This window comes from Bradyrhizobium zhanjiangense, from assembly GCF_004114935.1.
Taxonomy (GTDB): Bacteria; Pseudomonadota; Alphaproteobacteria; order Rhizobiales; family Xanthobacteraceae; genus Bradyrhizobium; species Bradyrhizobium zhanjiangense.
Genome location: NZ_CP022221.1, coordinates 8365438 through 8390646 on the forward strand (window position 1 = coordinate 8365438; position 25209 = coordinate 8390646).

Consider the following 25209-nt stretch of genomic DNA (forward strand, 5'->3'; position numbering starts at 1 on the left):
CGCGGTTCAGCGGGTCAGCCAGGCCATCCACCGCTCACGCAGCTCGTTACGATGTTCGCCGATCCAGGCGAAATCGGGCTTGACCAGCTTTTCATAGTTCTCCGGCGAGGTCGCGTAGAGATTGCGCTCCTCCGGCTTCAACAGCTCGATCGCCGACTTGCTGGCCGTCGCATAGTTGACAGCGCGCATGAACGGCACATGCGCATCGGAGCTTGCATAGAAGAAGTCGAGATAGGCCATGGCGGCATTGAGGTCAGGAGCACCCTTGAGAACAGCCATGTAACCGGTGTCGCGAATGGCCTGGTCCCAGGACATGGCAGCCGGTACGCCCTCCTTCACGACGGCGAGCGCGCGGCCTGAGTAGCTCATGGCTATGACGACCTCGCGGCTGCGCATGATCTGCTGCACCTGGTCGCCGGTCTTCCACCACACCGCGACATTGGGACGGATCTCGTCCAGCTTCTTGTAGGCGCGATTGATGTCCAGCGGGAAAAGCTGCTCCGGCTTGACGCCATCGGCGAGAAGCGCGGCGACCGGCACCCACCAATCGCTGTCGCCGGTATCGGGCAGCCCTCGCGGCCCCGGAAACTGCTTGACGTCCCAGAAGTCCGCCCATGTCTTGGGCGCCTTGTCCTTGAACGTCTCGGTATTGTAGGTGATCAGCATCCCGCCGGTCGTGCGTGCAACACCATAGGGCTGACAGGCATCGGAGACACCGAACTTCTGGACGCTCGGCAGTTTCGCACAGTCGATCTTCTCGAGCATGTCGGTGCGTCCGACCAGATCGGGACCCGTTGCCGTGACGATGTCGAACTCGACCTTGCCGGTTCGTTGCATCGCCTTGGCGCGCGCCCACTGGTCGGGGACCTCGATTGCGACCGGGACGATTTCGACATTCTTGGCCTTGTTGAAGGGATCGTAGAAATATTTCGCGAGGGTGTTGCCCATCAGGCCACCGGTCGTTGCAATCACCAATTGGTCTTCCAGTTTTTCAGCGGCAGCCGGTAACGCTCCACAAAGAAGCGAAGCAAGCACGACAGCAGCCGAGTTCCACATCCAACCTGTTTTCAGCATCGACAATCTCCTCTCTCTGGCTTCTCACTGGCTCGCTACTGGGTGACGCTGCGGGATCGGAGGACATGGGCCCCCAGCAGAATCAAAATGGACAAGACGATCAGCAGTGTCGCGATCGCCGGAATCACCGGCGTCAGGTTCTGCTCGATGTCCTCGAACATTCGGCGCGGCAGCGTCTTCTGGCGCACACCGGACAGAAAGAACGACACCACCGGCTCGTCGAAGGAGATGATGAAGGCGAACAGCGCACTGCTGGCAAGACTCGGCAGGACGAGCGGCAGCGTGACCAGGCGAAAGGCCTGGAAGCGCGTCGCGCCGCAGCTCATGGCCGCCGCCTCCAGATTGGCATCAACCCTTCCCAGGGCGGCGGCCATCGTGAAAACGACGAACGGCAAGGTGAGCACCGTATGCGCCAGCACGAAGCCGGGAATGGTCCCGGAGAGACCGATCGTCTGAAAAAACAGATAGAGGCCGACAGCGAGCGCGATATGCGGCACAATGATCGGCCCGATCAGGAGAATCTGGAAAGCGGTGACCAACCGGCTGCGGCCGCGGATCATTGCATAGGTCGCGGCCGTGCCGATGACCGACGCGAAGAGAGCGGTCAGCAAGGCCACCTGCACGCTGAGCCAGGTGGCTGCACGCCATTGCCTGCTGTCAAAATATTCCGCGTACCATTTCAGGGTGAAGCCGGACGGCGGAAATGCCAGATAGTCGTTCTGGCTGAACGACATTGGAATGACGATGACCAACGGAACGATGATGAAGGCCAGCACGGCATAGACATAGGCCCCCAGCGCGAGCGATCCGCGGTCGGTCGGCGGTTTCATGAGGCGTTCCCCATCAGCCGGTCGAAACGGAGCGTCTTGCTGAAGATGATCGCCAGCAACGTCACGAATACGGTCAGCACCCCGACCAGCGCCGCAGCGAAGGGCCAATCGAGGACCTCACGTATCTGCTTCGAGACGAGCGTCGAGATCATCATCTCCTGCGGCGAGCCAAGCAGCGCGGGCGTAATAAAGAAGCCGAGCGCTGTGAGGAACACGAGCAGCGAACCGGAGACGACGCCCGGCAGGCTCAAGGGAAGGATCACCTCCAGAAAGGTCCGCAGGCGCGTTGCGCCGAGCACAGCGGCCGCACGCTCATAATCGTTCGGAATGCTGCGCAATGCGCCGTAGATCGGCAGGATCATGAACGGCAAAAGCACGTGGGTCATGGCGATGACCACAGCGCTCTGGGCGTAAAGCAGCTTGAACGGCTGAGAGGTCAGACCGAGCCCCATCAACGCCGAATTGATCAGCCCGTTGCGCTGGAACAGAAAGGACCAGGCGGCGGTGCGGACCAGGACGCTCGACCAGAGCGGCAGGATGACACAGACCGCGACAAGGGCGGCGACTGTCCCCTTCGCCCGGCTCATATAATAGGCTACCGGGAAGCCGAGGATCACCGACAAGGCCGTCACCAGCGTAGCCGTCCACAGCGTGCGCATCAGGACGCGCATGTGAACCGGATTTTCGACGACGCGCGCGTAGTTGTCCAAGGTCGGATGCGGCTCGAGGATGCTGATCACCAGGAGCTGCAGGATCGGATAGACGAAGACGAAGGCGATGATGGCAAAGAATGGCAGGAGCAGCAGCAGCGTCGACAGGCCGCTCAGCCGGCGGCCGTCGGAATGCCAGAAATGCGATCGCCCCGCCTCGATCATTGCCGCTTCCCTCGGTAGAGCAGCATCGCCTCCGTGGGGATAGTGAAGGACGCGACGTCGCCTGGCGCCAAAGAGCTGAGCTGCGAGGCACCGGGGATGCGCGCGCGCATCTCGGTGCCGTCAGGCAGACGTCCGATCAGAAGCAGGGCTGCCCCGGCATAGACAATGTCGCTCAGCGTCACCGTCATGACTTGCCCGGCGGGACTGACGCCGAGTTGCAGCCGCTCGGGCCTCACGGCCAGCACCGCCGCCTCGCCGGCTGCAAGGGGCTCAACCGCCGCCGTGGCCGGCAGGCGCCATGTTTCACCCCATGGCAGCGCCACAGAGGTGTCGTCGCCGACGCTTTGGACGGCGACGTCGACGAAATTCATCTCGCCGATGAAGCCGGCGGTGAAGAGATTCGCGGGCCTTTCGTAAAGCTGGCGCGCCGGCCCGATCTGCTGGATCTTGCCGTCCCTCAGGACGGCGATCCGGTCGGCCATGGTCAGCGCCTCGCTTTGGTCGTGGGTGACGAAGATGACGGTGATGCCAAGCTCGGCATGCAATCGCTTGATCTCGAGTTGCATGTCTTCGCGCAGATTTTTGTCGAGCGCACTTAGCGGCTCATCCATCAAGAGGACACGCGGCTGATAGACGATCGCACGCGCGAGCGCCACGCGCTGCTGCTGACCGCCGGAAAGCTCATTCGGACGACGGTGGCCATAGCCTGCCAGGCGCACGGTCGCGAGCGCGGCTTCGGCGCGCGCATGACGTTCAGCCGTCCGGAGACCGCGCATCTTCAAGGGAAAGGCGACATTGTCGAGAATCGACATATGCGGGAACAGCGTATAATTCTGGAACACCATTCCCAGATTGCGTCTGTTCGAAGGAACGTAGGTCAGGTCTTCGGAATCGACGTGAATGGTGCCGCTGGTCGGGAATTCGAATCCTGCAACACTCATCAGAATCGTTGTCTTTCCCGAGCCGCTGGGTCCGAGCAGGGCGACAAACTCACCGGCAGCAATATCGATATCGACGCCATCGACGGCGGACACGGCACCGAAGCGCTTCTCCAAGCGACTGATGCGGATCGATGCGCCCGACGCCGATTGCCTGGCCGATGCAATATTCACGGAGTCTCGCTTCCCTTCCGTTTGCCGTCGATGCGGGGACCGCCCTCGCACCAATCCAAAGCCACCGCCGGTCCGATATAATATTTGATATATCAGGCTATCGCGCGATGAACCGCGCGACAAGGGCCATCTGCGCATCAAGCATCGGCTGTCCGCCGATAGCCTTTGCGCCCTGCGCGGCCGCCCTTGCGAGGAGCTGCGTGACTGCAGGATTGACGATGATGTCGCTGACGGTGGCGCCCGGACCGACACCTTCGATGTCCAGTGGAAGCGGATCATCCACCTTCATGCCGAGCGACGTCGTATTGACGATGAGATCGAATGCGCGCGGCTCCGCGCGGCCGGCGCTGACCTTCGTGGCGGGATAATGCGCGGCCACGGCAGCGGCAAGCGCGCGGGCTTTCTGGTCGTCCCGGTTCATGATCGTGAGTTCGCGCGCGCCGGCCTCCGCCAGACCGAATGCGGTGGCGCGCCCCGCGCCACCAGCACCGACCTGGAGCACCTTCCGATCGCGAACCGCAATGTCATGCTGAGCGAGGCTGGCGATGAATCCCCGCGCATCCAGATTGTCGCCGACGAGGCGCCCTTCCGCCGTCCGCTTGACAAAATTGACCGCGCCAATGAGCTGTGCCGTCGGCGTGATCTCATCCAGATGCTCGATCACGCAGGTCTTGTGCGGGATCGTGACGCCGAAGCCGAAGACGTTGCGCATGAGCCTGATGCTTGCAACGACATGGCCGAGATCGCCGGGCATGACATGGATCGGCGACACCGCCAGATCGTCGCCGATCGATCCGAAATAGGCATTCATGACCGCACTCGCCCGCACATGATCGATCGGATCGGCGAGCACGAACATGATCTTGGTCTTCCCGGTGATCTCCATGGGGCTGTCCTTCTCAGGCCGGCAGAGCAGCGCGGCCATAGCTGCCATAGCGCTCGACCACCCGCGCCATTTCGTCGTCGGCAAGGATCGCGGGCGCGCCGGCCTGACAGGCGAGCAGATACTGCCGGGCAAGGGTTTCGAGCTTCACGGTGAGGTCGAAAGCCGCCTGCAGCCCTTTGCCGACGGCAATCATCCCGTGGTTCGCGAGCAGGCAGGCCTTGCGCTGTTTCAGCGCTGCGACGGCGCCGTCGGCGAGAGCCCTGGTGCCGAACGTGGCGTAGGGTGCACAAGGCACATCGTTTCCGCCAAAACTGGCGACCATATAGTGGAATGCCGGAATTGGTTTTGCGAGGCAGGACAGCGCGACGCAGCAGTCGGCATGGGTGTGCACCACCGCGTTGACATGCGGATAGGCGTTGAGAATCGCCAGATGCATGTGCCATTCACTGGAGGGCAAGCCGTCCCCAACCACCGTTCCGTCGCACTTCAAATGGACGAGTTCGTCAATCGTCGTGTTGCTGCTATTGCCGCCCGTCGGCGTGATAAGAACGTCTTCTCCGATGCGACAGCTGACATTTCCGCTGCTGCCGTGATTGAAGCCCCTGACCTCCAGGCGCCCCACAATATCCAGCACAGATTGTCTAAGTTCGCGTTCGTTCAATTGACTCCCTCCGGATTCAACATCGCTTCGAGCGTCGTCGTAAACAGGTCGACGGGGCCCAGCTTGCCGGACTTGAGACAGAGGGCCACCGGATCCTCGTCTTCGGTCACCGCGGTGCCGATGCCGGGTCCACCATAGGGACCGACCCGCAAACGTCGAACGCCGAGGTGCTCGACGATCGCACCAGACGTCTCGCCACCGGCCACGACGAAGCGCCGCACGCCGATACTGCGAAGGGAGACAGCGAGCCGACCAAGAATGGTTTCGGCGAGTTGCGCCGCGCCTTCACGGCCATATCGCTCCTGAGCCATCTTGACGGCCTCGGGCGCGCCCGAAGTGGCGAAACCGACAGGACCACCGTGCAGCCGTGGCCGCGCCCAGTCGAGCGCGTCGCCAACCGTCGCCGCCACATCTTCAGCATTCAGAAGATTGATGCGAAGCACGGGATGAATCTTCTCGAATTCAGCGAGTTGCTCCAATGTCCGCCCAGCGCAACTCCCGGCGAGAACCGCGCCGCCGCCGCCAACCGCGCGCAAGCCGGGTGGTCTCCTGGTCGTGGGGATGAGCCCCCGCGCCTTCCAGATGTCCGGGTAGTGCTGCACGATCGTCGCATTGCCCGTCATCAGCTTCCAATCAGAGGTGAGCATGGCAAGCGTATCGAGATCCCGATCGTAGATCGCGTCCGCAATGAAGTAGCGGATACCCCGGGCCGCCGCTTCTGCGATGGCGCGTCTGGCCGAGTCCGAGCCGGCGTTGACCAGCGAATGCGCCAGAAGGCCTACCTTGGCCCGCGTTTGGCGCTGCAGAACCCGGACCAGATCGGGATCGGTCATCGGCGTCAGCGGATCATTGCGTTTCGGCGAGTCCGAGATCAGCTCGGTCCCGAGAAAGAGATGGCCGTTGTAGACGGTTCTTCGAAGGGCGGGAGAAGCCGGGCAAAAGGCGGTGTATCCGGCGCCAGTCAGTTGCATCAGCAGGTCGGAGACGGGGCCGATATTCCCCTGGTCGGTGGAATCGAACGTCGCACAATACTTAAAGAAGATTTGCCTGGCGTCCCGCGCAAGCAGCGCCCGTGCCGCCTTTGCCGTCATGCTGACGGCTTCGCTCGCGGGGATTACCCGCGTCTTCTGCGCGATGACGATAGCCGGCACATCGCCGCAGCTGCCGACGAGATCGGGGTCGCTGACAAATCCGCATTCGATCCCGGCAGCGACCAGCATGGCGGCCGTTTCCATGCCGCCCGTCAGATCGTCCGCCACCACTCCGAAGATAAGCTTCGTCATGCGCCTCGCAGATCTTCATGCAGTTGCTGGCTATTTTGATACATGATATATCAAATATTTGCAATACCGGCCGGGCATGCAGAGATCGCCGAACTTTCGGGGGAATCGCCGACAGCTTGCACATGGTGGGTCCGCCGCATCGCCGAGCCTGCTTCCCGGCCGCACACGCTTTGCTGACGCGACGGAACGTGCCCCATGGTGAGGCGGCGCCCCAAACGGCGCGGAATGCCTCGGCGACGAAAAGGAACAGGAGGGGCGTCGAATATTGCACCATGTGCCAGACGACGCCGGCGTAGGAATCGACATTGACCAGAGACGCCTCGGAGCCAGACGTCCACCGCCAAACGAGATTGATCACACCGACCGACGGGTTGCCGAGCACATGACCCGGGCCATCGCTGTCAGAATGGGCGGAACGAAGAACGGCAGCGTAATCAAAACATCGGGCGCGCCGCGCACCGGCGTGTCGGTACGCGAAATGATCCAGGCGAACAAAACGACCAGCAGAAGCGAGAAGATCGTCTTGAGGAAAGAGATACCGTGCCGGCGAACAGCATGGCAGTCGGCCAGGTCACCTGCGAGCTCGCGCGGCGCGGCGTGCCCTCTTTAGGCTGCAGGCCGTTCACCAAGGAAACCGTCGACAGCACTGAAGACCTGCCAGCGATTTTTCTCCATGAGCGGCGCCAGCCGTGACGCAAGCGGGGAGCGGGCGGCTTCTGGCGCAAGGGCAGCCACCAGCAGCGTCGCCAATGGCGAATTTAGCGGCCGGGCAAGGCAACTGCGCGTTCCTCTCCCGCGCCGTGGCCTTCAGGGGAGGGCAAATGGCGCTCGACCTTCTTTCCGTTCAGATACGGCCGATAGATCGCTACGTACGTTCACCCACTCACCCTAAATCCACCACGCACTCGGCAGCATCGATAACGTACGCCGCGTGACGAAAATCCCTGATGGTGGCGAGCTTGTCGTCGGACCACTTCAGCAGCATGAAATATTTCGGCCGCCCGTTCGGCTCATTCGGATCGAACACCAGGATTGCGGGACGTCCGTCGACCTGCCCCGTCACCAGGTGCCAGTCGCTGATCTTCGAATAGTTGCCGAAATAGCGCGTCACCTCGGCCTTGCCTTTCAGCCTGGTGCGGTTGACGAGCTCAAGCCTGACGTCATCGGCGATCATGGCGCGGATGGCGTCGAAGTCGCGGGCATTGAAATGGCCGACATAGGCGTTGAGCCTCGTGCGATCGGCTTCCGAGAGGCCCGGCTGCGGCACATCGTCCGGCTCCTCGGCGAACTCACGCAGCTGCGTGCGCCCTCGATGCAGCGCGGCCTTCACCGCCGGCAGGCTGAAATCCATGATGTCGCAGACCTCGGCAAGCGAGCAGCCGAGCACGTCCATCAGGATCACGCTGGACCGCTGCGCCACTGGCAGCCGCATGAAGGTACGCAGGCTGGTCGCAGCGATCTGGCGGCTTTCCACATCATCGAGCTGGTCGGCAATCATCTCCACCTCCTCAGCCGAATGCAGCGCCTCCTGCCGGTTGCGGCGGCGCAGGAAATCCAGCGCGGTGTTGTGCGCGATGCGGAACAGCCAGCCCTCCGGATTGACGACTGGCGTGACCGATTGCAGCGCTTCCATCGCCTTGATCAGCGCATCCTGCAGCACATCCTCACCGTCGATGACCGAGCCGACCATGCGCGCGCAGTAGCGATGCAGCTTCGGTCGCATCGTTGCCAGCAAGGCCTCGATATCGATGGTGGCCAGTGGGGCTGGCGCCATTGCTCCTCCGCCTCGCCTGTTCAGGACTCGTCCAGCATACGGTAGTTGCCGACGATGCTCACATCACGAACCAGCGGCGGCTCGGCGCAGCGGTCGCGGATGCCGTCCTGGAACGCCTGAAACGCCTTGAGCTTCGGAATTGGGCTCGAGCCGTCCTCGGCCGCGGTCTCGACGAAATGGATGAAGGTGTCGTCCTCCAGCCGTAGCGTCAGATAGCGTACGCCGTCCGGCCTGGCCGCCTTCAATTCCGCAAACACCGCCGAAACCAGCTCGGCGTTCTTGTCGGCCAGCTCCGGCTTGGCCTTGTACCTGATCAACGTCCTTCTCATCGCGCGCTCCTTGTTCATGTCGCGACCTAGGCCGCGTTGCAACGCTCCATCTTGCTATTTCCCGAGAGATCGGTGCCCCACTCTTCCGGATCAAGCTTCGAGCAGATGGCCGCGTCAGCCCCTAGGACGTTTGCCGGCCGCCGAAGGATGCGGCCCGCAAAAGATTATTTTCGGGCGCATCCTTTGCCGCTCCGGCCTCGTCTAGCCCGCAGAACGCGCTGCGACAGGGTGGCGCGACACACGGAGAGAGGGCGATGCAGACCCCGACCAATCGCGCCGAGCAGAACTGGGTGCTTGGCGTCACTGCGCTGGCATCCTTCATGATGGCGCTGGACGCCATGATCATTACGACGGCATTCGCGGCCATCCGCTCCGAATTCGGCAGCCCGGTCGAGACGCTGCAATGGACCGTCAACGCCTTTAACCTGACGTTCGCTGTGCTGCTCCTGACCGGCGCCGCGCTCGGTGACCGCTTCGGGCGCCGCCGCATGTTCGCGGCCGGGATCGCCCTGTTCGTCGTTGCATCGGCGGCCTGCGCGCTCGCAGGCAACGCCACCGCACTGATCGCCGCCCGCGCGCTACAGGGCGCCGGCGCCGCGCTGGTGATGCCGCTCGCGATGGCGATCCTGAGCGGCACGTTCGGCCGAGAGGAGCGCGCCCGCGCGCTCGGCATTTTCAGCAGCATCACCGGATGCGCGCTGATCATAGGCCCCGGCATCGGCGGCTTTATCACCGAACACCTCGGCTGGCGCTGGGTCTTCTGGATCAACCTGCCGATCGGCCTGATCGCGATCGGGCTGGTGCTGGCGCGGTTGCGCGAAAGCTTCGGACCTGCCGCCGCATTGGACATCCCCGGACTAACGCTCGTCGCCCTCGCGGCGCTGGCGCTGGTCTGGAGCCTGTTGCGCGGCAACGCTGTGGGGTGGGCGAGCGCCGAGGTAACGGGCACGCTGATGTCAGGCCTGGCGTTCACAGCCGGCTTCGTATTCTGGGAATTGCGCGCGGCCGCACCGATGGTGCCGATGCGGCTGTTTGCATCGCGCGCCCTCGCCTCCGGGATGTCCGCAAGCGTGCTGTTCTACGCCGCGATGTACGGCGTATTGTTCCTGCTGCCGCAGTTCCTGCAGACTGCGCTGGGCTTCGACGCCTTCAGCGCCGGACTTCGCCTGCTGCCCTGGACAGCGACGCTGTTCATCACCGCCCCGGTGGCCGGCGCAGTCATCAACAGGTTCGGCGAGCGGCCGCTGGTGATCACGGGATTGCTGATGCAGGCGATCGGCCTTGGCTGGATCGCCGAGATCGTAAGCCCCGCGGTTCCCTACTCCGCTCTGGTCGCGCCGCTGGTGCTGGCCGGCGTCGGCGTCTCGATGGCGATGCCAGCAGCGCAAAACGCCATTCTGAGCTCGGTCGCTGTGGCCGAAATGGGCAAGGCGTCCGGCGTCTTCAACATGGGCCGCTTTCTCGGCGGCATGTTCGGTATCGCCGCGCTGGTGGCGACTTTCTCGGCCAACGGTGCGGTCGATTCGGCCGCGCATTTCGAGAGCGGATTTGCTGCGGCAATGAGCCTCGCCGCAACGCTGTCGTTGGCCGGCGCGATTGCCGGATTTTTCCTGCCGGCACGGCGACGCATCGCCAGCGCAGCCGCGCCGCAAGATGCGTGACGCTCATAACGATAGAGGTTCGTTATCGGCCGATCGGCCCATTCGCCTTGGAACAGGAGCGCAACAAATACATAATCGGCCCGGGCGCCGTTTCGAAGCCGAGCCCGTGATCGCTTAACAGAAGCGCCGACCAAACCTCATCGCGTGGTGATCGTCGGCGCCGGATTCCGGCGGATTGGAAGCCGCATTCGGCCATGCCGGCGCGCCGGTCGAGATCACGCTGATCGACCGCCGCAACCACCATTCCAACCGCGCTCTACCAGGCCGCGACGGCGTCTCTTGCGACCAGCGATATCGCCTGGCCAATCCGCCATCTCCTGCGCGACGGTCCCGAGGTCACGCCATGCGTCGCCAGTTAGACCGTTACGACAATCTTGCCAATGAGCTGTTACTCGTCGACCTTGGCGCCCATCGCCAAGCATTGCGCTGGCCGTCCCTTCCGGTTTTGGGGACTACCCAAGCGACCATCTCCGGAACCGGCTTGGCCTTTCCGCGGGCTAGGGGGCTATGCTGTGGGCCGGATTCACATGGAGGGATCTGAGAGGGGCGAATGGGAGAAAAGGATTCGTCCGTAAGGTGGCGTCCCAAATCTGGGTGAGCGGATGGGCAAGATTCATCACACGCCGGCTGTTGAGCGTGACACCAAGTGGTCTGACGGAATATCCAGTATGCGCCCGCCGATACTCAGATCATCTGCCCCGCTCGGCCAACGCCGTTCGGGCGTAGCCCGCCAATCGCTACCATCAGGAGTACGAAATCGTGGAAGATCGTAGTTTGGCGTAGAAAATCGCACGATTGGTAGCGGGGGTCCGCTACATCGCGAAACCCACTATTTCGGAGGCCCTGTTTTCTTACTGGAGGGCAGCCTAACTCGGAACGTCGCCTCTCGATAGTCCGCCAAAAGCCGCTGTCCGTGCGCGATCCGTCGTTCTTTGAAATGGTCGACGAGTAGGTTCAAATCAGGGAGACGCAACCATCGATACCGAATTCAGTCGGGTTGCGATCTAACCGACGGCTTTTCCATTTTCGAGTCCGACGTCGAGCGGCTCGAGCTTTCTGGGTCATGTTCCTGAACACGAAATCCGTCCTCCGACCCAACGTTCCGAAGCCACGGTTTGCGCGGTGACTACGGGTGACATCACGGAACTAACCGCGACAGCCGTTGTCGCGCTATATTTTTATGCTTTGCTGTCGCTTCGAACGGCTCGATACAGTGGAGAAGCAGTGCGGCGGAGAGAGTGTCAGTTAATCCCCATTGAAAGATAAAGCATTTTCGAGTTTCGTAGACCAAAACCCACAATTTTGGCTACGCGCGAAGATGGAATTCCTTGTACGCGAACTCGCCCCGAGCGAACTTACCCCGTTGCTGGCTTCTCGATAGTTCGCCCCTTCGGTTTCACACTGATCGCGGCTCACCCAAACTCTGACTTAGTCCTCCAATTTCCGTCGGCGGTCGCCCCTTCTAGACAATTTGGCTGGCATGGCCTCAAGCGTTGACGATCTGTAGGCCCGAACACATCTGTAAGGCGAACTTTGCGGTTGTCGAACCGCCGATAGACCTAGCATGCACGATTGGCTCTGAGCCGCCGCCTCAATGAAAATCTCGCAGCAATCTTTCGCCCCGGATCCCTCGCGCACAACCTGCGTTATTTCGGAGCGATCCAGAGCCGCAAGGCGAGCGAAATCAGCGCTACCGTGCCGACCCCACCGAGCCAGAGTGCTACGAACCACAACAGGCGTTGCGCGAGCGGACGCGGATTCCGATCGGGTGGCATCAATGATACCCGCGTTCTGGCCGTACCTTGCCACGAAACACCCAATAGGCCCACCCGGTGTAACCGAGGATCAGCGGGATCAGCACGGAGACGCCGAACAGCAAGAAGGTCTGGCTGTTCTCCGGCGCGGCCGCCTGCCAGATCGTGATGCTCTGCGGCACGATGAAGGGATACATGCTGATGCCAAGCCCGGCATAGGACAGCGCGAACAGTGCAAGCGACAGGAAGAACGGCTGGTAGTCGTATTTGTTCGTGAGCGCGCGGAGCAGCAGTGCGGTGACAGCGGCGACCGCGATCGGTACCGGCGCGGTGAAGATGATATTCGGCCAGGCGAACCAGCGCTGCGTGTACTGCACATGCAGGAACGGCGTTGCGATGCTGACCGCAACGATCGCCCCTAACATCCCGATCAACAATAGCCAGCTCAGACGATAGGCGCGGTCGCGCAAGCTCCCTTCGGTCTTCATGACGAGCCAGGTCGCGCCGAGCAGCGCATAGCCGATCACGAGCGACACGCCGGTGAGGACCGAGAACGGCGTCAGCCAATCCCACCAGCCGCCGGCATAATGCCGCGCCTCGACTTGCACGCCCTGCAGGATGGCACCGAGCGCAATGCCCTGCGCCAGCGCCGCAAGCCATGAGCCGCCGGCAAAGGCAAGGTCCCAAGGGTTGCGCTCTCGTTGCGCGCGCCAGCGGAATTCGAAGGCGACGCCGCGGAAGACGAGCGCGATCAGCATCGCGATCATGGGCGTATAGAGCGCGGGCAGCAGCACGGCGTAGGCGAGCGGAAATGCCGCCATCACGCCGCCGCCGCCGAGCACGAGCCAGGTCTCATTGCCGTCCCACACCGGCGCCACGCTGTTCATGATCACGTCGCGGTCGGCCTTCGCCGGAAACCACGGAAACAGGATGCCGAGCCCGAGGTCAAAGCCGTCCATCATCACATAGACGAACACGGCAAAGGCGATGATGAGCGCCCAAATCGTTGCGAGGTCGATGGCGAGGCTCATTGGGTCACCCCTTCGATCGCGGGCGTGATGCCGGCCGTACGTATCGGCACCTCGTGGGACGGTCCGGCTTCACCGGGATGCGGAGGCTGCGCCATCAGCCGCAACAGATAGGTCACGCCGGCGGCATACACGACGAAGTAGACAATGACAAAGGCGAGCAGTGAGGAGCCGACGGCAGGGGCCGCCAGAGGTGAGGCAGATTCAGCGGTCCGTAGCAGATTGTACACCGTGAATGGTTGCCGTCCGGTCTCGGTGGTGATCCAGCCCGCGAGCACCGCGATGAAGCCGGCCGGTCCCATCAGAACCGCAAAGACATGCAACAGCCGCGAGGCGAACAACGTTCCACGCCAGCGGCACCAGAGGCTGAACAGGCCGAGGCCGAACATCAGGAAGCCCATGCCGACCATGATGCGGAACGACCAGAAGGTGACCGGCACCGGCGGCCAGTTTTCACGTGGCACGGTGTCGAGGCCGGGCATCGGCGCATTCGGCGAATGTTTCAAGATCAGCGAGCCCATCTTGGGAATTTCGAGGGCGTATTTGACCTTGCCTTCCTGCTGGTCGGGCAGGCCGAACAGGATCAGCGGCGCGCCATCGGGATGGCTTTGGTAATGGCCTTCCATACCCATGATCTTCACGGGCTGGTGCTCAAGCGTGTTGAGGCCGTGCTGGTCGCCAGCGAGAATCTGGATCGGCGCCACCAGGGCGGCCATCCACATTGCCATGGAGAACATCACGCGGGGGCCGGCGATATGTGGGTCGCGCAGAAGATGAAACGCGCCGACGGCGCCGACCACCAGCGCCGTGGTGAGGTAGGCCGCCAGCACCATATGCACGAGGCGATATGGAAACGACGGATTGAAGATCACCTCGAGCCAATCCGCCGCAACGAACTGGCCGTCGGCGTTCACCGCATAGCCAGTTGGGGTCTGCATCCAGGAGTTGGACGAGAGAATCCAGAACGCCGAGATCAGCGTGCCGATCGCGACCATCAGCGTCGCCAGGAAATGCAGCCGGGGGCCGACGAGCTTGAGGCCGAACAGCATCACGCCGAGGAAGCCGGCCTCGAGGAAGAACGCGGTGAGCACCTCGTAGGCCATCAGCGGCCCGATCACAGGACCGGTCTTGTCGGCGAAAACCGACCAGTTGGTCCCGAACTGATAGGCCATCACGATGCCCGACACCACGCCCATACCGAAGGCGACCGCAAAGATTTTGAGCCAGTAGTTGAACAGGTTGAGGAAGACCTCGCGTCCGGTCAAAAGCCACCGCGCTTCCAGCACCGCGAGGTAGCTTGCGAGCCCGATCGAGAACGCGGGGAACACGATGTGGAACGACATCGTGAAAGCAAATTGTGCGCGGGCGAGCGCGACCGCATCCCATCCTTCGAACATGACGCACCTCTATCCTTCTACCCTGCGCGATCAATTTTCCTTCGAGATCTCTTCTTATGCAATGCCGATAAGGTATCCCTGTGAAATGTGTGCTCAAGGCCGACCACGGCCGCACTGCAATCCATTAGCGCTGGATCAGTTGCCACCCGAAGTTGCTGCATGGACGCTGCCAGCCTGAGCAAACATGTTCGGTGACGAGATTCGTCAATCGCAATTCTTCCCCGGACTGCTGTCCAGCGAGCGATAGCGAAGTCACTCATTGCAGGGCTCCGCTAGGATGGCGCTATCTGCCGGAATCAGCCAACGCGTGCTGCGGGTTACGTGGTGCGGCAGCGTGCGAGCCTTTAGTGCGCAGCTCGATGAGGCCGAGCAAAATCTCGTCCCGCTCCGCCTCCAACTCGTCGATGGTGCGCGATCCGACCTCGGCATGAACGCTGTCGACGAGCTTCTTTTGCAGCTCCGTCGTAAGCACTGGCGAGCCGAGACTCTTCCACGAGGTCGTCATCGGGCCGGCAAACTGGTGAAGGAAATGCTCGATGCCGCCCGGGCCGCCGCCGAGATGATTGAGCATCATGTTGCCCATGATGCCCCAGCGCAGACCTGGACCCCAGGACAAGGCGTCGTCGACGTCGGCAGCGCTCAGCACATCCTCGGCAATGAGGTAGTAGACTTCCCGCGCCAAAGCACCCTGCAGGCGGTTGGCGACATGGCCCGGCATTTCCTTGTTGAGCCGTACGGCCTTCTTGCCAATCGACTTGTAGAACGCGATCGCGCACTGGATCGTCTGTTCCGAGGTCTTTGTCCCCCCGACCACCTCTACCAGAGGAATCAGGTGCGGCGGATTGAAGGGGTGACCGATCACACAACGCTCCGGATGCAATGCAGCGCCCGACTGAATGTCGCTCATCTTGATTCCGGACGAGCTCGACGCGATGATCACGTCCGGCGGCAGCAGCTCGTCGAGCTGCTTGTACAGCTTCTGCTTGAAGTCCAGCCGTTCCGGCCCGTTCTCCTGGACGAGGTCGACACCGACAACAGCTTCGGCAAGGTCGGCGGTGAACTTCAGGTTCGCCAGCGATGCGCCAGGCGACAGACCCAGCCGTTCGAGAGCCGGCCAGGCCGACTTCACGAACTTCCGCAGCGCGGCTTCCGCGTCAGGCGCGATGTCCGTCGCGACGACTTCAAGTCCCTTGGCGAGGTACTGCGCGGCCCAGCTCGCGCCAATCACGCCGGTGCCGATGATTGCGACACGGCGAATGGGTTTGCTATTGGTCATGGGGATGCTCCGATGCGTTTGTCAGACTTCGACGTAAGCGATGCCGGTGAGATTGCCCTGGGCGGCGAGAAGCATTCGCTTGTCCGTCCCGACGAGCTTCGCCGCATAAAGCGAACCGGCGAGATCGGTCACGAACATGCGGTTGCCGGGAACATCCAGAGCGATGCCGATACCTTCCATCAGGTCCGAGACCACGATCTGCGGCACATTTTCTGCGGGCTTCGCGTCGATGGGTGCGCGGTTCACCGTGTTGCCGCGTGGGGGATTGCCGCGGTCGGTCCAGTAAAGGATGCGATGTTCTAGATCGATTTCGAGATCGATCGGCTCGGGAAGCCCGTTGAAGAAGACTTCGATGTCGCTGCGATCAGCCGCCGTCTCGCCCTTCGGGATCTCGATCCCGGCGCGCAAAATGCGTCCGACTTCGGCGTTGTCGCCGCCTTTTTGCGTCCAGTAGATCTGCCCCCGTTCGGAATCGACGGCGATCCCAACGCACCATCTGGACTGATCGCGGCGGTCATTTTCGCCCGTTCCGGTCTGGACAAGGGTTTCGATCTGCGATCCGTCAAGATTCGAACGCATGACGCGCATCCCCTCGCGATCGGACCAGTAGAGTTTGCCGTTCGCCTTATCGAGATGGAGCTGCTTCGGCGTGAATGTGCCGCCGGGTGCAACGATGAACCTGCGATTGCTTCCATCGAGGTCGGCGCGCTCGATGGAGCCGTCGTTCCGGTTCGGAATGGCTCCCATGTTGGTCCAGTAGACGTGCCCCGCTTCCACGTCGACGACGATCCCGTCGGGATGAGGACAGTCGGCCGCGATGACGTGGGCATGCGAGCCGTCCGGATCCATCGACAGGACGCGCCCGCCGCTCAAGTCGAGTAGAAACAACCGGCCGGAGCGGCTCGCGCCCGATGCGGCTTTTGTCTGCGTGGCATGGAGTACGGTCATGGGTCTGTCCTTTCGTGGCGCTTCGCTGGCATCGGACTATTCGGCGGCGAGCGGCTTCGGCAGGTTGGTGAAATTGGGCGGCCGCTTCTCGCGGAACGCGGTGAAGGCTTCGATGGCTTCCGCGGAGCGCAGCCGTTCGCTGAACTCCCGGCTCTCGGATTTCGCAGCCTTCCTGAGCTGGCCGATCGAAGCCTGCTTGATGAGGCGCTTGGAGGCGCGCAATGCGCCGGCCGGCTTTGCCGCGAGCCTCTGCGCCGTCGCAGTGGCTGTCGTGAGCAGATCGCGATCGGGCAGCACACGGGTCACGAGGCCGAGTTCTGCCGCCCGCGCGGCTGTGAAGGGTTCGCCGAGCAAGAACATTTCCGCCGCCCGGAGATGCCCGACGCTTGCCGGTATCGAAAAGCTCGAACCGAATTCCGGCACCAGGCCGAGATCAATGAAGGGGAGCTTGAACTTGGCGTTCTCTCCGGCGTAGACGAAATCGCAGTGCGTCAGCATGGTGGTTCCGCCGCCGATCGCAACGCCTTGCACCGCCGCAACAATTGGCTTTTCGAACGCGATGAACGCGTTGATCAGGGCGGATTGCGGGGATTCGCCGGGCCCGGGCGGATTCTTGAGGAAGTCGACGATGTCATTGCCGGCGCAGAACGCGTCGCCAGCGCCGTGCCAGAGTACGACACGAACCGCTTCGTCCATGTCAGCTTCCCCGAAGATGCCGGCAAGGTTCGTGTACATGCCCGCCGTCATCGCATTCTTCTGGGCCGGGCGATTGAGCTCGACCCGCAGGATGCCGCCGGAAATTTCCGTAATGATGTCGCTCATTGCGTGCTTCCTTGTTCGATGGTTTCTGCGCGGTCAGGCCGCATGTTCCCTTGCTTTCGGCACGGCGCCGCTTTCGCGCAGGCTCTCGATGTCCTTTGCGTCGAAGCCGAGCTCGCCGAGAATCTCCTCGGTGTGCTCACCGAGTTCGGCCGCACGCCGGGCCGGTTCCTTGGCGACGCCGTGCACCTGGATCGGGCTTGAGATCGTCGAGGTCAGCTTGGCGCCGGCGCCCTCGAGCGGAACGATGATCTCGTTTTCCCTCAGCTGCGGATCGTTGATCACCTCCTGCGGTCCGCGGACTTCGCCAAAAGTGACGTTCAAGCCGGCGAAGACCGAATGCCAATGCGCCATGGGTTGGGCGCTGAAAAGCTCGTCGAAGATGGCCGTGAGCGGCGTCATGTTCGCCATGATCTGCGCCGGACTGGAGAAGCGCGGATCGGTCAGCAAATCCGCGCGGCCGATCGCCTTCACGACGGTCACGAACTTGTCGGGGGTGATGATGAGGACGAACCAGGTTTCGTCGGATGACCGATACACGTTCATCGCCGCATTGGCGGGATGTGTGCGGTCGTGCCGCGGAGGAAATTTGGCGCCGGCGAGTGCTGCCTGGATCGAAACGCTGGCCGACCACACACCCTGGGCCAGCAGCGACGTCGTGACATGCGAGCCCTTGCCGGTGCGCTCGCGCCTGTACAGGGCAGTGACGATCGCCGAATAGAGGCCGACCGCCGTGGCATTGTCGCCGCTGCCGCCCACGGGCCAGGTCGGCGGCACGCCCGCATCGCGAGTCATCGACAAGAGACCGCTGCGCGCCCAATACGCCGTAACGTCGAAGCCGGGTAGGTCGGCGTCAGGACCGTTCTCGCCGAAGCCGGTCAGATCGGCGTAGATCAGGCGCGGATTCCATCCCGCGATGTCTTCATATTCGAGCTTCAGCTTCTTCCGTGCATGGTGCGGCGTGTTGACGATGAACACATCGGCCCAGTTGGCAAGCTCGAAGATGACCTGCTGCGCGCCCGGTGACTTGAGATCCAACGCGATGCTGCGCTTGTTGCGGTTGGCGAGATGCCACTGATAGGCATCTTCGGATTGCGGTTGGACCGGGGTGCGGTGCCCTTGCCGCCACATGTCGCCTTGCGGCGGCTCGACCTTGATGACATCGGCGCCGAAGTCGGAGAGGATCACGGCCGCGCCGGGCGCAGCGACGAAGCTGGACAGGTCGACAACCTTCAAGCCGGAAAAGATGTTTTCGTTTGCCATTGTTGGCTCCTGAGTTCGATCGGATGGTTGACTGCAATCTCAGCGACCGAGAAACCGCGGCGCGCGCTTCTCGAGGAAGGCCGAAGTGCCTTCCTTCTTGTCCTCCGTGCCGGCGCACAGCCCGAAGTAAGAAGCTTCGAGGGCGAGGCCTTCGCTCTGGCTGGTTTCCATTCCCTTGTTGGTGGCATCCAGCGCGAACTTGACAGCGATCGGCGCATTGGCGGCAATCTCGTTCAGGATCGCTTCCGCGCGCGGGATCAGGTCGGACGCGGGGACGATCTCGTTGACCAGCCCGATGCGGTACGCCTCCTGCGCGCTGATCAGTCCGCCTGACAGAATGAGCTGGAGAGCACGGCCCTTGCCGACGAGGCGCGGCAGCCGCTGCGTGCCGCCACCACCGGGAAGCAATCCGAGCTTCACCTCCGGCTGGCCATACTTCGCGTGCTCTACCGTAATGCGGATGGTGCAAGCCATCGCGGTCTCGCAGCCGCCGCCGAGCGCAAAGCCGTTGATCGCCGCGACCACCGGCTTGCCGAGATTCTCGATGAGATCGAGGACTTGCTGTCCGAAGCGGCTGGACCGTTCAGCGTCAATGGCAGTCGCTTGCGCCATGGCGCTGATGTCGGCACCGGCGATAAAGGCTTTGTCGCCCGCTCCCGTCAGAATGACGCCGCGGATGGTCGGGTCGCTTTTCGCATCCTCGAATGCGGTCGACAGGTCCTGCCAGGTTGCTGCGTCAAGAGCGTTGAGCACCTTGGGCCGGTTGACCGTTACATAGGCGATTGCGCCCCGTGTCTCGTAGAGGACATTCGCAAGCGGTGGCGACGTAATTGCTGATGTTGACATGTTGATTGATCCTGGCTGAGGGATGGGCCGGCAGCCGAGTGCCGGCCCATTCGTGACATCAGACGAAGGCACTGAACCCGGTGATCGCCTTGCCGACGATCAGGTTCTGCATCTGGTAGGTGCCTTCGTAGGAGTAGATCGCCTCGGCATCGGCAAAGAAGCGCGCCACGTTGTAATCGACCAGAATTCCGTTGCCGCCCATCAGCTCGCGGGCCCAGGCGACGGTTTCCCGTGCCTTGGACGTGCAGAATGCCTTGACGATCGCTGCCTGCGTATCCGTCAGCTTGCCTTCGGTTTCCAACTGCATCGCGCGGACCAGCATGCTTTGACAGGCCACGATGTTGGCCAGCATCCTCGCCAGAAGATCCTGAATGAGCTGGAACGACCCGATCGGCTTGCCAAACTGCAAGCGCTCCTGCGCGTATTTGAGGGCATTTTCGTAGGCACCCATCTGGGCGCCGGTGATTTCCCAGCCAACGCCGTGCCGGGTGCCGCGCAGCACCAGCGCAGGATCGCGAAACGTCCCTTTGCCTCCCTGGAGACGGTTCGCATCGGGCACGCGGCAGTCGGTCATCGTGATCTGGCCGTTCTGCACGACCTTCAGCGCGATCTTGTTCTGCATCTTCTCGACGCTGAACCCGGGCGTCGTCTTGTTCTCGACGATGAACCCCTTCACCTGGTTATCGGCCACGTCGCGCGCCCAGACGATCGAGATGTCGCACCACGGCGCGTTGCCGATCCAGCGCTTCTGTCCGTTGAGGACCCAGGTGTCGCCTTCGCGCTGCGCCGTGGTCGTGAGACCAGCACCGGTTCCCGAGCCCACCAGCGGCTCGGTCAGCGCGAAGCAGCCGACCTTTTCCATGCGCGCCATCGGGGGCAGCCACTTCTGCTTCTGCTCCTCCGTGCCCGCGAGGTAGATGGAATTCATCGCAAGACCGGTGTGGACGCCGTGGAAAGTACAGAACGAAACATCCGTACGCGCGATCTCCAGGGCGACCAGGCCGACCAGCAAGGGGCTTCCACCGGGGCAACCGTAACCGTGCATGCCGAGGCCGGCGATGTTCAGTTCCTTGTAAGACGGGAGTAGCTCGAACGGGAATGAGTCCTCGACCCAGTGTTTGTTGATGATGGGAGCGACCTTCGTCTCCATGTAGGCGCGCACCTTCTTGACGATCGCCCTCTCCTCGTCGCCCAGCGAGTCAGCGAATTGAAAGAAGTCGGCGTTCGGCGGAGGAAGCTGTTTCGGTCCCGAAGGTTTCTGTGCAGCAGCGGTGGCCATTTCGATCTCCATTTCGATGCGGGGCCTGCGACTGCAGCAGGCGTCTCGTTCCAACTCATCGAACCTAGTGAAGCGACCGCCCGAAGGCTTTGCGCGGCTTGCTCTGGTTTTGTCATTTGTTGCGGGCGATCGGCTGCCGATGCAAATGCGGGGATACAGGCCGCGGCATACTCAGGACTGTCTGAGGTGTTGGCCGGGCTGTGAAAATGCCGAACGTGTGATGCGATCAAGTGCGCATTCGACGTATTCAGATCAGGTCGAGGCCAAAACGGAAGAGCTCGCCTCAGTGACCGTCCTGTTGCGATCCGAATAACTGACGAAACTGACCGGGCGCCTGCCCTGTTGCTTGCCTGAATGCGCGTGTGAAACTGGCTTGATCAGAAAAGCTGAGCGCCAGCGCAATATCCACCAACGATCGATCACCTTGCGTCAACAAGGCTTTCGCGCGGTCAAGGCGCCTCGCGCTAACGTAGCGATGAGGGGGTTGCCCGACGGCTTGCTTGAAGGCACGGGCAAAGTGGTATCGGCTCAGGCAAGCAATCGATGCCATGAGATCAAGGTTGAGATCGCTTTCCAGGTTCGCTTCGATGTATTCCAGCACACGCTGGAGTCTGCGCCGATCGAGCGCTCCTCTTGCGAGAGAAACAATGGACTGGCCGATCGATGCCCCGGTGTATTTTTGAACCAACCTCGCTGCGAGACACGATGCGAGGCCTTCAATGAGCAGACTGCCGGCGGAGGTCTGGGTCTGTAGCTCCGATGCGATTGCACATCCGATCTCGGCCAGCAGCGGATCGTCGAAAGCACTTTCGTAGCTCAACGAGCCGATTGCGGACTTATCGACTTTGATATCGGAATTGCCCAGCGAGAAGTGGCTGAGTGGAAGATAGATATGCAAAACTCCGCTCATATCTTCGGCTATATCAACCGAACCGTCCTGCAAACCAGGAGGGGATAGCCACGCGACACCTCGCCTTACGACTATCCGACTTTCAATGCCTGGAGCGCGCCGCGCGATGAACGAATTATTGCCGCGGACATCGATACAAATTCTGATTTCGGATTGTGGGGTCCTCCAAGGGACCACCGCTTTGCTGACATTGCACAATTGGGCCGACAGGCCGGACCAGCCTCGATTCGTGGAAGTCGATAGCAAATTCACGGGGCCATGCTTCCCCCAAAAATCGTAGTACGGCCACCGCGCATTGCGAGGCGCACCAGCCGGTTGCTCCTGCCGAACTTCCATGACGCGCTCCTTCAGAGTTGACCTCACCGTTGCTCGCCGGAATTATGGGGCGGAGAGCCTCTGCTTCACTAGACGGCGGAATTGAAAGGAACCTTTCCGAACGGTGGAAGGCACGGACGACCTCGGTCCTCGACGCTCGCGGTCGGAAGTCGCGCGTGCGAGTGCCGGTGCCGCCCAGAGCAAGGATTGCGAGGGTCCAAGCCCCGTCACACTGATGAACCTCTCGCGTCAGACGACGATGCCGAAGGAGGCAAGCACGCTTTGGCGGCCAGAACGATTTTAGCAGCTCCCCAGTTAGCGCTACCTGCTACTCTTGCCCAGGCGGGGTCATCGCCGTCCTCACGCCGCCCGTGCGGCTCATAGCTTCAGCCGACTTGACAGGTTTTGCCGGCTCCGGAGAGGTCGCATCCGCGCTGCTTACGAAGCGACCCTGCACCGGCTTCGGCATCAGTTCGACCATCGCTGCATTGGGGATGCCTGCCTGAGCAACCATATCGGTGGTGACGAGATTGGTCAGTCGCAATTCATCCCGAGACAGTTCATGCAGATCTTCCCACGGTGGCACGTTCAGCGACAGCGACAACAGATCGCCCGCGCCGCCCATCTCGAAGGTGTATTTGGCGAGACGCCCGATGTCGCGTTCCACGATCACCAGATCATCTGCGCTGTAGGTTGCGGCCTTGGCGTCATTGGCGCGGTCGCCGAGCCAGATCTGATGCACCCGGACATGGGCAGTCTCGGGCACATAACGCGTCTTGCCCGACAGCAGAAGGAACACGCACATCGATTCGCAATAGGCTACGGGCGCCATATTGGCAGAAGTACCCTGGACGGTATTGGTCTGCACGCTGACGCCGACGGTGGTCAGTGCCCCAAGCTCGCGGAAACGCCTTCCAAGCGCGATCGAGGCGTTGACCGAACCGCCGCTGGAATCCAGCACGATGGTCGCGCCGCCGAGTTGTCGCCCACGGGCGAATTCATCAAAATCCCTTGGACTGTCGGCAGTCACGATCCCGGCCGCGCTGACCCAGCCCCGGCAATTCGGCTGGCAGTCGACCCAAGTGAACTTCATCGGCAGTTTGCGCTCTTCGAGGGCGACGCCGGCATGCACCGAACCGCTCAGCACAGCCATCAATGCGATGCAAAGGCCTGCGCCAACGAACAGCATCCATCCTCGGGTTTCCGCCCAACGCGCGCGATCTGAGGCGCGATCCGAGCGGCGGATGCGCTCCGAGGATTCGACTCTCGAGATTGTCGCCATGTTGATCAAGAGCGAAACGGCAAGCAGGTACACTGGTATCACGAACATGATTGCGTAACCTCGACGGACTGTCAGATGGGGTCGGCCGTGCCGCGCTGGTGTACATACACCGGCGACAGTTGATGGGGCCCGGCTGACGGTACAGCTTCAGAACTGGCACTTTGCCTGGGTTGATGCTTGGCCCGCCATTTTGGGCCGGGGCCGCGCATGTAGTGCAGTTCGGGCCGGTAGCTGTCGCGTATGTCCATGATCAGGTTGTGAACGACGTTGCCGAAGTGGGATGCTGACTCAGCCGTCTTGCGAGCAAAACCTGACAACGCGCTTGCATCTATGATTCTCATCACGGAGCTCCTCAGCTGTATTGCCGTTCGAACGCTAAGCAATCGCTGGTGCCCAACAGCGACGGTCCTTGTGCCTTGCTTCGTCGCAATCGATAGTGAAGGCACCGGCCGAATTCTTTGCTTCGCATGCTGTCGTTTTGTCATTTGTTGCTGGCGAGATGAACGATGCCGATGCGGGATAATGGCCGCGCGTGTTTGAGATTGATGATGCCGCGAGCGACGATTCACGCCAGCATCGGAAGAGCCTGCCTGATAGCAGCCGGTGGTGAATCGTGTTGTCGCGATCCAAACTCGCGGCGGTATTGGCCGGGCGCCCGGCCTGTTGCTTGCCTGAATGCGCGTGTGAAGCTTGCTTGGTCGGAAAAGCTGAGCGCCAACGCAACATCCACCAACGATCGATCACCTTGCATCAACAAGGCTTTCGCGCGGTCAAGGCGCCTGGCGCTAACGTAGCGATGAGGAGATTGTCCGACGGCTTGCTTGAAGGCGCGGGCAAAGTGGTATCGGCTCAGGCAAGCAATGGATGCCATCAGGTCGAGGCTGAGATCGCCTTCCAGGTTCGTTTCAATGTAATCCAGCACACGCTGAAGCCTGCGTCGATCCAGAGCTCCACTTGCGCGAGGAGCCATGGACTGGCCGGCCGATGTCCCGATGCACTTTTGGACCAACCTCGCCGCTAGGCTGGATGCAAGGCCTTCAATGAGCAGACTGCCGGTGGAGGTTTCGGTCTGCAATTCCGATGCGATTGCACATCCGATTTCAGCCAGCAGCGGATCTTCGAAAGCGCTTTCGTAGCTAAGCCCGTGGACCGCGGCCAGATCGATATTGATATCGAAATTACCGGACGAGAAATGGCTGAGTGGAAGATAAATATGCAGAATTCCCGTCATATCTTCGGCGATGTCAACCGAACCTTCCTGCAAACCAGGAGGAGAGAGCCAAACTGTGCCTCGCCTTGCGATTATCCGGCTCTCGACGCCTGGGGCCCGTCGCGTAACCAGCGATTCATTGCCGCGAGTATCTACGAAAATCCTGATATCGGATTGTGGGGTTCTCCATGGGATTACCCCTTTGCGAACGGTCACACAGTTGGGCCGACAGGCCGGACCAACCTCGATCCGCTGAAGATGAGAGAATTCCCTCGAAACCATAGTGCTCCAATCCATATCGAGTCGCAGCGGCCGGTTGATCATGTCGGATTTCCAAGACACGCTCCTACAGAGTGAGAGCTTCAACGTTGTTGATGGTCGGTTTTGCAAACCAAGT

Annotated in this window: 24 protein-coding genes and 1 pseudogene; 3 read left to right on the forward strand and 22 right to left on the reverse strand. The window is 61.8% G+C overall.

Annotation, left to right across the window (positions count from 1 at the left end; genetic code table 11):
• Nucleotides 1-6: 6 nt before the first annotated feature.
• The 7 genes from XH85_RS39920 to otnK form a co-directional block, all read right to left on the reverse strand.
• Nucleotides 7-1074 (reverse strand): extracellular solute-binding protein, encoded by a 1068-nt coding sequence (locus tag XH85_RS39920; RefSeq protein WP_245473856.1) that lies wholly within the window; start codon nt 1072-1074, stop codon nt 7-9.
• Between the two features lie 35 nt (nt 1075-1109).
• Nucleotides 1110-1904, reverse strand: a complete 795-nt coding sequence (locus XH85_RS39925; protein WP_128936317.1) for an ABC transporter permease — start codon at nt 1902-1904, stop codon at nt 1110-1112.
• Complete coding sequence (locus XH85_RS39930; RefSeq protein WP_128936318.1) at nt 1901-2779, reverse strand: ABC transporter permease; 879 nt, start codon at nt 2777-2779, stop codon at nt 1901-1903. Before XH85_RS39930 ends, XH85_RS39925 begins: the two co-directional genes overlap by 4 nt.
• The gene (locus XH85_RS39935) at nt 2776-3885 is read right to left on the reverse strand and encodes an ABC transporter ATP-binding protein (protein WP_164940488.1); all 1110 of its coding nucleotides are present in this window, start codon (nt 3883-3885) and stop codon (nt 2776-2778) included. Before XH85_RS39935 ends, XH85_RS39930 begins: the two co-directional genes overlap by 4 nt.
• A gap of 103 nt (nt 3886-3988) precedes the next feature.
• Nucleotides 3989-4777, reverse strand: coding sequence for a shikimate dehydrogenase family protein (locus XH85_RS39940; protein WP_128936319.1), 789 nt, complete (start codon nt 4775-4777; stop codon nt 3989-3991).
• A gap of 13 nt (nt 4778-4790) precedes the next feature.
• Nucleotides 4791-5438, reverse strand: a complete 648-nt coding sequence (locus tag XH85_RS39945) for a class II aldolase/adducin family protein (protein WP_128936320.1) — start codon at nt 5436-5438, stop codon at nt 4791-4793.
• Nucleotides 5435-6721, reverse strand: a complete 1287-nt coding sequence (gene otnK / locus XH85_RS39950) for a 3-oxo-tetronate kinase (RefSeq protein ID WP_128936321.1) — start codon at nt 6719-6721, stop codon at nt 5435-5437. The genes XH85_RS39945 and otnK overlap by 4 nt, the downstream gene beginning before the upstream one ends.
• Before the next feature lie 555 nt (nt 6722-7276).
• Here otnK and XH85_RS45635 point away from each other — a divergent pair.
• On the forward strand, nt 7277-7414 hold the full coding sequence (locus XH85_RS45635; protein WP_164940483.1) for a hypothetical protein: 138 nt from the start codon (nt 7277-7279) through the stop codon (nt 7412-7414).
• A gap of 190 nt (nt 7415-7604) precedes the next feature.
• Here the strand turns inward: XH85_RS45635 and XH85_RS39955 are convergent, their stop codons facing one another.
• Nucleotides 7605-8495, reverse strand: coding sequence for a sigma-70 family RNA polymerase sigma factor (locus XH85_RS39955; RefSeq protein WP_128936322.1), 891 nt, complete (start codon nt 8493-8495; stop codon nt 7605-7607).
• A gap of 20 nt (nt 8496-8515) precedes the next feature.
• Entirely contained in the window at nt 8516-8824 is a 309-nt protein-coding gene (locus XH85_RS39960) for a hypothetical protein (RefSeq protein ID WP_128936323.1), read from the reverse strand.
• Nucleotides 8825-9078: 254 nt separating this feature from the next.
• On the opposite strand from XH85_RS39960, the gene XH85_RS39965 reads away from it, so the two are divergent.
• Together XH85_RS39965 and XH85_RS47140 are read left to right on the forward strand one after the other, a co-directional pair.
• Nucleotides 9079-10485 (forward strand): MFS transporter, encoded by a 1407-nt coding sequence (locus tag XH85_RS39965; protein WP_128936324.1) that lies wholly within the window; start codon nt 9079-9081, stop codon nt 10483-10485.
• Between the two features lie 147 nt (nt 10486-10632).
• Nucleotides 10633-10841: pseudogene (locus tag XH85_RS47140) on the forward strand (NAD(P)/FAD-dependent oxidoreductase); the annotation flags it as partial.
• Between the two features lie 1290 nt (nt 10842-12131).
• Here the strand turns inward: XH85_RS47140 and XH85_RS47145 are convergent.
• The 13 genes from XH85_RS47145 to XH85_RS40035 form a co-directional block, all read right to left on the reverse strand.
• Nucleotides 12132-12260 carry a DUF2474 domain-containing protein gene (locus tag XH85_RS47145; protein ID WP_128936325.1) on the reverse strand — a complete coding sequence of 43 codons (129 nt, stop codon included), beginning with the start codon at nt 12258-12260 and terminating at the stop codon, nt 12132-12134.
• Nucleotides 12260-13270, reverse strand: a complete 1011-nt coding sequence (gene cydB / locus XH85_RS39980) for a cytochrome d ubiquinol oxidase subunit II (protein ID WP_128936326.1) — start codon at nt 13268-13270, stop codon at nt 12260-12262. The genes XH85_RS47145 and cydB overlap by 1 nt, the downstream gene beginning before the upstream one ends.
• A complete protein-coding gene (locus XH85_RS39985; RefSeq protein WP_128936327.1) occupies nt 13267-14664 on the reverse strand; it encodes a cytochrome ubiquinol oxidase subunit I in 1398 nt (465 codons plus the stop codon). The genes cydB and XH85_RS39985 overlap by 4 nt, the downstream gene beginning before the upstream one ends.
• A 283-nt stretch (nt 14665-14947) precedes the next feature.
• Nucleotides 14948-15940 carry a 3-hydroxyacyl-CoA dehydrogenase NAD-binding domain-containing protein gene (locus tag XH85_RS39990; RefSeq protein WP_128936328.1) on the reverse strand — a complete coding sequence of 331 codons (993 nt, stop codon included), beginning with the start codon at nt 15938-15940 and terminating at the stop codon, nt 14948-14950.
• 21 nt (nt 15941-15961) lie between these two features.
• On the reverse strand, nt 15962-16888 hold the full coding sequence (locus tag XH85_RS39995) for a 3-hydroxyacyl-CoA dehydrogenase (protein WP_128936329.1): 927 nt from the start codon (nt 16886-16888) through the stop codon (nt 15962-15964).
• Nucleotides 16889-16924: 36 nt separating this feature from the next.
• Nucleotides 16925-17710, reverse strand: a complete 786-nt coding sequence (locus XH85_RS40000) for an enoyl-CoA hydratase (RefSeq protein ID WP_128936330.1) — start codon at nt 17708-17710, stop codon at nt 16925-16927.
• Nucleotides 17711-17743: 33 nt separating this feature from the next.
• The gene (locus XH85_RS40005; RefSeq protein ID WP_128936331.1) at nt 17744-18970 is read right to left on the reverse strand and encodes a CaiB/BaiF CoA transferase family protein; all 1227 of its coding nucleotides are present in this window, start codon (nt 18968-18970) and stop codon (nt 17744-17746) included.
• A gap of 39 nt (nt 18971-19009) precedes the next feature.
• Nucleotides 19010-19816 carry an enoyl-CoA hydratase-related protein gene (locus XH85_RS40010; RefSeq protein WP_128936332.1) on the reverse strand — a complete coding sequence of 269 codons (807 nt, stop codon included), beginning with the start codon at nt 19814-19816 and terminating at the stop codon, nt 19010-19012.
• 58 nt (nt 19817-19874) lie between these two features.
• A complete protein-coding gene (locus XH85_RS40015; protein WP_128936333.1) occupies nt 19875-21095 on the reverse strand; it encodes an acyl-CoA dehydrogenase family protein in 1221 nt (406 codons plus the stop codon).
• 283 nt (nt 21096-21378) lie between these two features.
• Nucleotides 21379-22341, reverse strand: coding sequence for a helix-turn-helix domain-containing protein (locus XH85_RS40020; protein ID WP_245473857.1), 963 nt, complete (start codon nt 22339-22341; stop codon nt 21379-21381).
• Between the two features lie 307 nt (nt 22342-22648).
• Entirely contained in the window at nt 22649-23509 is an 861-nt protein-coding gene (locus XH85_RS40025) for a COG3904 family protein (protein ID WP_420837863.1), read from the reverse strand.
• Nucleotides 23510-23673: 164 nt separating this feature from the next.
• Nucleotides 23674-23943, reverse strand: coding sequence for a hypothetical protein (locus XH85_RS40030; RefSeq protein ID WP_128936335.1), 270 nt, complete (start codon nt 23941-23943; stop codon nt 23674-23676).
• Nucleotides 23944-24167: 224 nt separating this feature from the next.
• A complete protein-coding gene (locus XH85_RS40035; protein WP_245473859.1) occupies nt 24168-25136 on the reverse strand; it encodes a helix-turn-helix domain-containing protein in 969 nt (322 codons plus the stop codon).
• Between the last annotated feature and the right edge of the window lie 73 nt (nt 25137-25209).